Raw genomic sequence first — 12,105 nt, 5'->3', positions numbered from 1 at the left:
GCGTGCAAGGCAAAACACTGGGGCCGGGAGCCCCAGCCACTTAGCCTCTCCACAGCTTAGCGAAAGATCCAACGGTAGTCGAGTCGCTTATCAAGACCATATTGCTCCAGGACGTACTTCTGTTCTCGCTTGTCCTCGTAGGCAGGTACCCCGAAACGAATTTTATCCTCGGTTTGCTGCACCCTATCGCCAGGTCTGTAAAAGTTGAGCTGGAGTGCCTTCTTGCGATAGGGAGCCTCGGGTCCCTCCCCGTCTTGTTCAAACGCATTGGTCAGCCCGAACACGTTGACAGACAAAAAGTCCAAGTCGGGATCAACGTCCTGCCAAGTCGCGACACCCCAAACGCCCGGTGCTGCTGGGTCACTCGACAACGGCACAGGAACTCGCGAGATATCGACGGTATTGTAAAGGGGGGCGGTGATTTGTTCACGAATGGCAATCTTTTCTCTCGCCGTTGGCAGAATTTGGTCGACGTATTCCTTTCCCGTAATGCGGTTGGTGAGCTTCAATAGCGGAAAGATTCGTCGCGAATCGTACGAAACCGCTTCGATCCGTTCGTACACCTCTTTGCCACCTATTTCGTCGGGTGCAGGCCGTAAGTCGCCACCCCGATAGCGGACGCGGTAAACCATGTACCAAATCAGCTTCCGCTGCAGCCGTCCATCTGCCCTAGGAATGTCAATATAGATCTGGCGAAGCGGTTTGAAAGCGAATTCGAAACAATAGATTTCTCGCCGCAAAAAGACCTGCTGGGCCATCTCGGACAATAATCGGCTGCGAGGATCGTAGTGGGGAATGTCGTCTGAGTGAGTTAGGATCTCGGGATGTCGATCGAGCATCGTTTGTAGCGTTAAGGGGCCATCGAAGGTCTCTTTCGGATCGGGTGCCGGCGGGATCACGGTCACGACCCCCGCTGCAAACTCCGTCTGCTCGGTTCGCGATGGGTCAGCCTTCGACTCGCTCGGTGCTTCCGTCTTCGGTGCCTCTGCTTCTTGCCCCCATAGTGGACCCGACGAGGAAAACCCGCTAACCACAACTGCGATCAACAGCGGCAAGCATGCAGAGTAATGAGTACGGCTAAAAAACATCGTAAACCTATCAAGTAAGGCGGTTATTGGTAAACGAATTCTCGTTTGCCTTCTATTGTATCGACTTGTCGCTATTTCGTGTCACTGGCCGATTGAATCGGTTTCTTGCTAATTCGCCCCAATTCATCGGATGTCCGATCACCAAGCGTCTCTTTTTTGGCGAGTTCTTCCGTTCGGCCTGCTGTGGACGTCCTCTCTAACATAGTCAGCGTGCTCGCCAATTGGTCGTCTGAACCGCTAAATGTGTTTACCGAGTCGCCGTCCATTGTGAAGGTCGCCAAGAGTCGGCGGCCGGAATCGTCTTGGTAATGTTGAATGACCCAGTGAATCGGGACCTCCTGAACAGCCCCACGGGCGACCAAGGTCATGACGTTTAACCCTGTATCGCTGACCCGCTGGTTGCTTGAGACAAATTCACGCCATTGCTCGCCGAGCGTTTTTCGGACGTCTTGTTGTAACGAATCGATCGTCCATTGTCGGCCTGCGGGTAACGCGGATAATTGCCGGAAATCGCACTGCGCGATACTGCGGTCATGATCGATTTTCCGCATCATCACGTGACCAGGCCGATCACTCATCATCCGCCAACGACGATCCATCAATGCTTCAAATCCCAGGACATCGCTACGGATTTCAACATAGAGTTGCTCAACCGGAGGCGGTGACGTGAACTGAATCAATGCCGGTTGCTTCGCCATCGCATTGGGTTGATCGATCGGTTTGCGGAGCATTTTGACAGTGGTTGCGACATCGAATCCAGGCTCCGCTTTACTGATCTCGCGAGTTTCGTGAATCGCCATCGCCAACCAAGTCGTTACACCCAGGGTGCGGTCGAACGTCATCTTCCCCACGACTCGGATTTTTGTTGGCACCCCGTCGACGCTGCCATCGAGATCACCGCGTAGTTGTAGTTTCGCCTCTTTTGCCGATAGCGACACGATTTCACCCTTCATTTCACTGGCGTCGACCGCTGTCAAATTCAATAGCGACTCAAGCGACTCCGATTCGATAACGTATTGGTCACCCTGGACAACCGGATCGGTTGGCAGTAACTGCTCGATCGCGATACTCGAAACGGGCATCCGCAGTAAATCGAGTTCCTCATGCGACAAAAATCCCTCGCTGCAATAGGTCGTCTCGGGCAGCGTTTCGCGGCGGACGATGGTGCTGCGCACGGCTTGGCGAAGCTGACATTTTATGGTCGCCCGGTTGACTTCACTTTCGCTTTGGGCCTCGTGGAAGTACCGTTCGGCTGCCGGTACAATCGAATCGGTGTCGGCTCGCTCCGGACGCCGCAGGCGTTCTTCGTAGTCAAAAACCGCTGCACTTTTTAACGGCAGCATTTTCGTACTTTTGCTAGAAACCAGCGGATTGTCAGGTAGATTCACGTTTCCGGTGGCATCGGTTTCCAGCCGAATTCGGAACATCGTCCGGGTTCCGTCGACCGTCAACCTTTGTGGGCGGAGATCGTCGGCATAGCTAAGCCCGAGGGGCGCGACAACCGAGAAAATCCCGCCAGCGGTGAGAGCAGAACCTAGCAGCAGTAGATCGCGGCGCGAACGCAAGGGAGCGGTTTGCGAGGGTTTCATAGTGAAATTCGAATCGGTCGGATCGAGCTCAGCGTGGGGCATGTCAAACCTGAACGTGAATACGGAGTGAGAATTTTTTGGGGGAAAACATGGCCTAGGCTGCTGGCCTGAGGCCCCATCAAAACCCCAGACGGAAAGCCGGAGACTACGTAGTGTGAATCGACCAGATCCATGCCGGAATTAAAGGAAAAACTCGGAGAATAGACAGAATCGGCTCAATCGTCAGAATCGATACAGGTTCCGATTTGAGCGATTTTGGGGTGCTAGCGGGAACTTCCCGAATAAGTTGGCGTCTCAATGAAAGCCTTTCGTTGACACGACTATGTCGGGAACTAGAATCAGACCTCGCAGCAGGCCCCTGTACTTTTCCTATTCGTTGCAATTTTCCTATTTTTCCTTTGCTACGGAATGGTCAAGCGCGGACTGATTGGCAAATGCCTCCTAAGCCTTTAGGTCGATGGAGGCACTAGGTAATTGCCAAAAGCAAGTCGGTGGGTTCACTGCGAAGGCACCGCAAAGGTAATGCGAAGGCCCAGCGAAACACATTTGACGTATTTTTAATCCCTATCCGCGTCATTCAATTGACGCCCTGGTGTGGTTTTGATGACAATCAAGGTATTGGAAATCAAAGTCCCCTCAGGCAGCCGTATGGTAAGAGACACTCGATGATCAGACGAAGTGAACCGACTCGTTCATCTAATTCCGCTCGTAAGCGTCAATCTCGCGTCAAGCGAAACCGACGACTGATGATGGAGGGGCTGGAGCAACGACAATTGCTAGCGGGTGACCTGCCATCCCTGTCGTTGAGCCAGGTTCCCAGCTATGACGGTCCGCGGGACGTTGGAACGGTCCAGGCGACAAACGTCCAGGAGCAGGAAACGGCGACTGCGATGGGGATGAACGACGATTTTCTCAGTGCTCAATTCGTACGGCTGGGCAATCAGGCGGGGCAAAGTGCTACGATTGACTTAAGCGGTTCGCTCAGTTTTGGAACGATCGCTCCGGGCGGCGTGGGGTTCCCAGCGGATGCGGATGTGTACGCGTTTGACTTGCAGGCGGGGGATATCTTGGATATCGCCACTCACGGTGCCGCCGCGTCGTATACGATGTTTTACGAAACGGGCCAGGTCTGGTATGGCGTCGATGATCTCCAGATTAGTTACCCGCTCGATTCACCTCTGCAAACGATCGGGAATGCCGTCTTTGCTCAAGTGGTCCCCGAAACGGGACGCTATTACATGGAGGTTGTCGCAACCAATAATGAGCAGGCCTATACGGTTGGTTTGCGGACTTATCGTCCCGCGACTGAACAGTTGCCGGTTGGCGCGAATCAAGCAATTTACCTCGATTTTGATGGTGGATCCTTTCGGCCTGACACCTTTAATATCGAGCTAGGTGGCGCGGGGGTACCGATCGGTGGTCGGGTGATCATTCCGACGTTGCAAGAATCGCTGATCGATTTTGGGGTCGAGGTCGATGATGATGCGGCGTACCAGGAGCTTGTGCGAACCGTGATCGCGCAGTTCGAAGAAATCTTCCGTAGCGTTGCCACCAACGGCACCAACGGCGATTACGCGACGACCGGGAATCCTGGTGATTACGGGATAACGATTCTCAATAGTGAAGATCATCCGGATCCAGGCAGCAATCATCCGCTCGTCAGCCGCATCATTGTGGGCGGGACGGAAGCGGATTACGGTTTCGCCGCGCTGGGACTAGCGATTTCGGGCGACATTGGGAACTTTGATCTTAGCGAAGTCGCGATTGTGCAAACCGAGGGGATTGCCGGCTTAGCCGAGGGCGCGGAAGTCGCTCCAACATCAAGCACTCTCGACGTAGTCGCTAGAGCGATCTCGTCTGTTGCAGCTCAGCAGGCGGCCCACATGTTTGGGATGCGAGTGACCGATGGGACGAACTTTGTCGATACGTTGGCCGACGAAGAGGGAGAAGAAGGCAGCGATGCATACGTGCTCGGTCTTGGTGATGACCTCATCTTTGGAACGGTCGACGATGTGGAGCCACAGTTCCTAAACGACCGCTTCTCACGCGATGAAGAGGAAGGTTTGCTTGGTTATTCACGAATCCAAGAACAGCTTCCCTTCGTTTTGTCAACGGGAACCAGCGGCGGCACGGCGATTTCGGGCAAGGTCTTCAGCGACGCCAACCGCGATGGACGCGATATTAACGATTCGGGATTGGCGGGTGTGACCGTTTATGTGGATGCAAACAACAACGGTTTGCTCGATCAAAACGAAACGCGAACGGTTTCCAGTTCAAGCGGTAGTTTCAGTTTGGCCGCCGCCTCGGGTACGGTCGTTGTCCGCGCGATCACGCCAACGCAATATGTCGCCACCACGGCCACGTCGCTAACCGTCAATGGTCAAGGCAGCGGTTTGTCGTTCGGATTCAATAAAGTCCAAGCCGACATTACCGGTACGAAGTTTGTCGATGCCGATGGTGACGGAGTTCGTGATACGGGCGAACCTGGAATTGGCGGCGTTTACGTCTACTTGGACCTTGATGGTGACAACCGCCCTGACCTGGGTGAGCCCAGCGCAACGACCAACGCCAACGGAGCCTACTCCCTAAATTTCCCTGGGCCGGGAACGTACACGATTCGCGAAGTCGTTCAGCCTGGATTTATCCAAACCTTCCCCGGTGAAGCCGCTGGGAACGAGCATACGGTCGTCTTTAGTGGGTTAGCACTCACCGACAATTATGATTTCGGTAACCTGCCAAGCCAAGATTACGGCGATGCTCCCGACACCTACCTAACAACGGAAGCGTCCGGCGGCCCGAGTCACGGGATTACGACAGGGCTTAGTTTAGGCAGCCTTCCCGACCGTGAAATCGATGGACTGCCGTCGGTCAATGCCGATGGTGATGATTTAAACGGCACCGTGAACGACGAAGACGGTGTTCGCCAAGTCTCGCCATTCGGCCCCGGTTCCAGTGGGCAATTTGAAGCGACCGTGACCAATACGACCGGCTCGCCTGCTTACCTGCAAACCTTCGTCGACTTCAATGGAAACGGTGTCTTCGATTCGACCGAGCGTTTAACCGAGCAAGTCATTAGCTCGGGCTTGACCAACGAACCGGTGACGATCAACGTCGATGTGCCCGTCGGTGCCGTCGTCGGTCAAACGTACGCTCGCTTCCGGCTCAGCCAAACATCGGGGCTTGGGGCTGGTGGTTTTGTCGATACAGGCGAAGTGGAAGATTATGTGATCTCGATTTTGCCGGAAGCGAAAGTTGCCAATAACGATCAAGAAAGCGTTTCACGCAACAGCCAAGCCAATCAATTGTTCCCTCTGGTGAATGACTTTGAAACGGCCGAGAATCCACTTAGCATCGTCTCGCTCAACACCAATGGAACTCGCGGTTCGGTACGTATTTCAGGTTCAGGCGTCGACGGCGCCCGCAGTATCTTCTACACGCCGTTAAACAATTTTGTTGGCCGCGATGTGTTTGGCTACACGGTGGAGGATGCGTTCGGTAATCGTAGTTCGGCTTCCGTTGAGGTCTTGGTGACCTTCCAATCGGATTCACCGACAGCTGTCGACGACAATTACTTGATCAACGACGGCTCCGGTCGACAATCGTTGTTTGTTCTAGGCAACGACGTTCCAAGTTTAGCCGGTGGCAATTTTATTATTAGTGCCACTCCTGGATCCGCCGGTGGTACCGTGACGATTGGCGGTGGCGGTCAATCGCTGCTCTACACACCTCGAAGCGGCTTTACGGGCACCGAGCAGTTCACCTATAGCATCCAAGATGCGGCGGGTAATCCCGACACGGCGACCGTGACGATAAACACAAACCCAGGTTCGTATGCAGATAACTTGATCCAGTATACGATCGACTTCATTGACCCGCTAAACGGTTTGCCGATTACGAACCTGGAATACAACCCGAATGATGCCAGCTTGAATCGTTTTGCCGTTCGCGTATCCGTTGATGACATCAGTTTGGTCGACGTGAACAATCCTCAAGGTGTTGCGTCGGCGTTCATCGATTTGCTTTATGATTATGAATTGGTCACGACGATTCCTGCGACGACCAACAACGGGTATCCGTTCGAGATAACCTTTGGACAATTGTTCGCTGGCGGCGGGTTCAACCAAGGGGTTTCGCAAACACCAGGACTGATCGACGAAATCGGGGCGACTCAGTCAAGTTTCACACCGGTTCCGTTTGCTGGCAGTGAAGAGTTGTTTACGATCACGTTCGAGGCCCTCGCTGATGGTATCGCAGTATTCTCCACGGACCCAGCCGAAGATCCTCAAAGCGAAACGCTACTGATCAAGGACGACGAAAACGAGTTGTTGGTGAACCAGATCGGGCTCGACTCGGCACAGTTCCGAATTTTGCCAAGCCCAGCGGGTGGAGTGTTCACGACGGCGATTGATGATGCCTTTATGGATGGACTTGATTCGGATAATCAACCGATCCAGCCTACTTCGTCTGCCATATTGAGAGTGCTCGACAATGACGTCCTTCCTGGTGGTGAGATCCAGGAATTTAGCCAATCGACAGAGCCTCGAAACGGTACGCTGACGGTCGCCAATAACGGTACCCCAGACAACTTGAACGATGACTATTTCGTCTATCGTCCAAACACCAATTCGTCTGCTGGCGGTTACGACTCGTTCAGCTATCTTGTCGTCACGTCGGATGGTATTGCCACGACTGCGAATGTTACGCTGGCCTACGGTGACGCGGATGCCGATGACGAGGTTCGAATCGGCTTGTCGTTGGTCAATGCAGGCGGCAATCCGATCCAGCCGAGCCAATTGGCGGTTGGGGACCGGTTCGGTGTCCAAATCGACTTGGAAGACCTGCGAGCAACCGGTCAAAGCACGTTCGTCTACGGCGGTTTCACCGATTTGCTCTATTCCTCCGCTACCATTCGCCCCGCCGATACGGTGGCGTTTGATGACTTCGATTTTGATGTGACGATCGGAGCCGAGTACAACCGCGATGCCGCGGTCGGAACGGCGAATCGACTCGGTATCATCGACGAATTCGGAACGATCTCGAATAACTCGAATGCCAGCACACCGTTCAATGGATTGAACCCAGCAACGCTGGCAACGATCTTCTTTGACGTTGTCGCCGAGGGGCCAATTGAGATCCAGAGTTCGCCTGCGGATTCGCGTCCATTCCAAGATACGCTTTTGTTCCAGCAGAGTGAGCCAGTCGATTATTCGCTGATTCGCTATGAATCGCTGAGCTTCACGCCTAGCAATGGTGCCCAAGGTGAAGCACCGCTACAGAATCCTAGCTTGCGTTGGGATGTCAACAATGATGGGAAAATCAGCCCGATCGATGCGTTGATCATTCTCAATACGATGAGTGATTTGGACGGCGGTGACGTGGCGGAGGGCGAACAACTCAGCGGATCGACGTTGGCAAGTCGCTACTATGTCGATGTTAACGGTGACCGCAAAATCACGCCGATGGATGCTCTTCAAGTTATCAATTTGTTGACCGAGCGAGCGAGTGGCCAATCGGAGGCGGTGAGCGGAGAGCAAGTCGCTGTGCAAATTCCAGCATTGATCGCTGGTTCGAGTGATGACCAAGCCGAAGAGAACGCATTCGATGATGTGTTTGCAGAATTGGCCGCTCCGACCACCACGTCGAACGGTAACACAAGCGGTGTGCCGGCCTCGGATGGCCAAGTGGCTCGTTCGCAGGTTGTTGGTTCAGCGAATGCAGAAACGGAAGCGAATGCGGATGCGGATGATGCCCTGCTCAGTTTGCTGGCGGATGATGTTTCGAAGAATTGGGGCTAGACGCAAGTCGCCGAATCGAATCGACACCAAGCGGGTGGCTTTCACGTAGGCATGCCACTCAGAGACTCGCAAATACCACGAAGTTCGTCGCAGCGTCGGTCTCGGAGAGACGACCAATCGACGCGGAGCCCGCGGTTAAACGAGAAAGATTAAAATGCGTTTTCTTGTAGCATTCATTGCTTTCCCGGCGATCGTGAGTCCTCTTTTCGTTTGCGATGCAGCCGACCGATCCACCTATGCGATCGTCCGATCGGGTAAGGCTAGCGATGTGTCGGATGAGCTCTTTCCGCCATCACGCATTGAGGACCGTTTCGGCGATTCCTGCTTTGATGCGGACACTCGAACCGCGTGGAACGCTTATTTACGGCTTTGGCACTCTCATGCAGAGCATCCGGACACCCCATCGATTCGTCGTTACTTTTCACTTCCACTTGACGGTGAGATAGAGATCAAATCGGCGCCTGGCCGCGCGGCACCCCGCATCCTGGGGTGGAAGCGGGGCACGTATCAACGCTTTGATTCGCCGCATTTTGTGATCCATAGTCAAGCGAGCAAGCTGGCGACAACCGAGGTGGCTGAAGACCTCGAGCGGTGTTATTGGATTTGGACTCAAGTATTTTTTCCACTTTGGGACGGTAGCGCTCAAGTCGCAATTTCGCTGCGAGATTGGAAGCCTAACCAATCGGCTGCCGATTTTTTGGAAAAACATCCCAATCGATTGTCGACTCGGCAGAAAATGAATGTGGTTCTATTCCGCGATGCCGGTCAATATGTCGCTGCGTTGGCGGGCCATGTACCAGGCGTCGAACGATCGACCGGTTTTTATAGCGACGCAAGCCGGACCACCTTTTTGTTCGCTGGTGGTAACGAGCCGGCCAATTCCAATTTGGGTGAAATGGTGGCAACACGTCGACATGAATTGACGCACCAATTGTTTCGCGAAGCGACCCGAGCAAAAACGCGTTCAGGGCGATCAGGCAATGCCGGTATGCCAGGGGACGCATCTCGGTTCTGGTTGGTCGAGGGAATTGCGGGCTACTTCGAGTCAATGGTCTGTGAAGGCCGGAACGCGACATTGGGCGGTTGGGATGCCTCCCGGATGGCGTATTCGAGATATCGGATTCTCGTTGGCGGAGATTTCTTGCCGCTGTCGGAGTTGGAGTCGCAAGGCCGAATTGCTGTCCAACAACGTCACGATATCGCACGTTGGTACGCTCATAGCATCAACTACACCCATTATCTACTCGATGGTGAACTCGATGCAAATCGATGCTGGCTCTACGAACGTTTGGCGGAACTTTATGATGTCGACATGAAAATGCACAGCGATGCTGGTCGCAGCGATCATTTGCCCGAGCCATCGATGTCGGAATTGCAGGCTTTTTTAACGGTTTCGGATCAGGATCTAATGGCGAATCCTGCTCGTCGGCAATTGCAACGTCTCTGTTTGGCCCACGGTGAAGTCACCGACGCAGGTTTACGTGCGATCCCCGAACAAAAGTCACTCGAGTGGTTGGATTTGTCGAGATTGCCTATAACGACCGAAGCGGTAGCACGTCTGGTGCCCGACCCGAGTTCGCTGCGGCAACTCAATCTTGAAGCAACCGCGATCGATCGCGATTTGGCTCGTTGGTTGTTAAAGGCAGGGAATTTGGAAGAACTTGATTTGAGTTTCACTAGAGTGGATAGCCAAATCGACGTACCGCTGTCGAACATGCATTCACTCGAAACATTGTGGTTGACCGGAACGAATGTCACCGACTCGGTGCTTGATGTGGTCGAGCGGTTACCTCGCCTAAAGTCGCTCGATGTCCAGCGTACCAGCTTATCGAGCGACCGAATCGAGCGATTTCGGCAATCGCGTCCCGATGTAAAACTGAATCCTTTAGAGCTTCGCTAATCGTTTCCCCTTTCCGGGTTTTGGGCGTTTTCGGGTTTTTGGCGTTTTCGGGTTTTTGGGTTTTTGGCTGGGGGTGTCAGTTCCTCTTGTGGGATCGAGCAAGAATTTATTAATCTAAGCCCAAATCATCCAGCCTCTCCCACTTCCCAGCTTGCCTTGTCTGCTCCAAAACGCTCGCCGCATCAATGGTCCGCTCAGATTGCCGAGAGGTATTCGTGCGTCCTTTCCGATGATTTGGCGGATTGGTTTGATGCTGAAATTTGGAAGGGTTGCGGGAGCGGCGAGTACTGCGAATCGGTACATCCTGAAACACTTTTGTCAGATGCTCCCGACGTGATTTGGCCAGGGCTGATGCCAGCGAATCTGTTGCCGATACTAGGTGATTCGATGGGGAATTGGCTTGGCGTACGAATTGATTGCGAGAACAAAGCCAGCCAAATTGTGCATTGGTTTCACGGCGGCGGCGATTGGATTCCTTGGGGCAATCGGCTTAGTGAAGCGATCGTGTTTGAAACGCTGGTCGACCAATTACCCGGTCCACGGCGTGCCGCTGCCCTGCCGGCTGAGAACTTCGAGCGGCAATCATCGCCCAAGAACGATGCGATTGTCCGTTGGGCATTTGCGAAATACCCCAGTGAAATCGCTGATCTGTTGGATCAAAGCGTCACGCCCGCTGCCGTTGCTGACCGACTCCTCCGCCATTCGATCGCTGAAGTTGCGGTAAGGTTCGAATTGATCCAAGCGGCATTGTTCCAAGATTGGTCGAGCCATGTTTCCGAACTTGTCGCCGAATCACTGGAACTGGATTGGAACCAGGTTGTCAATTGGATTTTCGATGCGGACCAAATGCCTGAGTCGGCATGGCAACAAATTGAAGGTAAGCTGAATCATCGAAAGCTCGATGACGATTGTCGTGACCAAGATTGGGATACCGCTGCGATGCACGCTCGGGCATGTCAATCACTGGCGCCTGATTTGTCGTGGCCGTGGGATTTGATTGGCTATTACAACGAACGGCTTGGAAAACGAAGTCAAGCGGTTGCAGCTTATGGGCAAGGTGCGATGCAGTCAACGTTTACCGATCAATCGGTTCGCTTGCATATGCACTTCACGCAAAGTACAGCGGCAAAGTTCTCGATCGCTCGTCTCCATGAAATCGACCGAACCGTTATCGCAAACAACGATTACTTTCAATTGCTTCAAGAAAGTCGTTCTGCCGAAGAACCACTGCCGCTTCGTAAGGTTTGCGAGTATTGGATGAGGGTTGCCGATGACTACCAACATCACGGCAACTTGAAGGCAACGTTGGACAGTTTGATGCGAGCAGGCTGGGACTTAGGGGCGGAACAGATTGCGGATTACGGGCCGATTTTAGAGAAAATCGAGGCGGTGGCCGCGGACGCAGGCCAGGTCGGACGTTCGCGGCTGGCTGCCGCTCATCGTCAATGCCTAAATAGGCGATATGGGGTTTAATCGGCATAATCGTTACCGTTTAAGCCTCCCGCAATGTTTCCTCTACAAAGAATCGGAACGACCCTAAGTATTTACCCAATCCGGTCGATTCCTAATAGTGCCGGCAAGGGTCAACCAAGTGGACGACCCGACGCTAGTAAACGAGCGGCACCTTGTCAGTCAAAACAACTTATGTGGGTTTGTTGTCGAGATTCTGGGCAAGTGTTTTCTCTCGCGGGTTAAATAATAAGCGGTCGTGAGATATCCTCGGGTAACCCACG

General features: G+C 53.5%; 5 protein-coding genes. 3 read left to right on the top strand and 2 right to left on the bottom strand.

Annotated elements, in window-relative coordinates:
* Nucleotides 1–56: 56 nt before the first annotated feature.
* The gene (locus Q31b_RS07620; protein ID WP_231617379.1) at nucleotides 57–1,088 is read right to left on the bottom strand and encodes a hypothetical protein; all 1,032 of its coding nucleotides are present in this window, start codon (nucleotides 1,086–1,088) and stop codon (nucleotides 57–59) included.
* Between the two features lie 71 nt (nucleotides 1,089–1,159).
* Nucleotides 1,160–2,677 carry a hypothetical protein gene (locus Q31b_RS07615; RefSeq protein ID WP_146599083.1) on the bottom strand — a complete coding sequence of 506 codons (1,518 nt, stop codon included), beginning with the start codon at nucleotides 2,675–2,677 and terminating at the stop codon, nucleotides 1,160–1,162.
* Nucleotides 2,678–3,342: 665 nt separating this feature from the next.
* Here Q31b_RS07615 and Q31b_RS07610 point away from each other — a divergent pair.
* The 3 genes from Q31b_RS07610 to Q31b_RS07600 all read left to right on the top strand — a co-directional run bounded on the left by Q31b_RS07610 (nucleotide 3,343) and on the right by Q31b_RS07600 (nucleotide 11,845).
* Nucleotides 3,343–8,472 carry an Ig-like domain-containing protein gene (locus Q31b_RS07610; protein WP_146599082.1) on the top strand — a complete coding sequence of 1,710 codons (5,130 nt, stop codon included), beginning with the start codon at nucleotides 3,343–3,345 and terminating at the stop codon, nucleotides 8,470–8,472.
* A gap of 154 nt (nucleotides 8,473–8,626) precedes the next feature.
* On the top strand, nucleotides 8,627–10,372 hold the full coding sequence (locus tag Q31b_RS07605) for a leucine-rich repeat domain-containing protein (RefSeq protein ID WP_146599081.1): 1,746 nt from the start codon (nucleotides 8,627–8,629) through the stop codon (nucleotides 10,370–10,372).
* A 156-nt stretch (nucleotides 10,373–10,528) separates the two neighbouring features.
* On the top strand, nucleotides 10,529–11,845 hold the full coding sequence (locus Q31b_RS07600) for an SMI1/KNR4 family protein (RefSeq protein ID WP_146599080.1): 1,317 nt from the start codon (nucleotides 10,529–10,531) through the stop codon (nucleotides 11,843–11,845).
* The last annotated feature ends 260 nt before the right edge of the window (nucleotides 11,846–12,105 follow it).

Source organism: Novipirellula aureliae, from assembly GCF_007860185.1.
In the GTDB taxonomy this organism is placed as follows: domain Bacteria; phylum Planctomycetota; class Planctomycetia; order Pirellulales; family Pirellulaceae; genus Novipirellula_A; species Novipirellula_A aureliae.
Note: the sequence above shows the minus strand (reverse complement) of the source record. Positions and strands in the feature narration are given on the sequence as shown.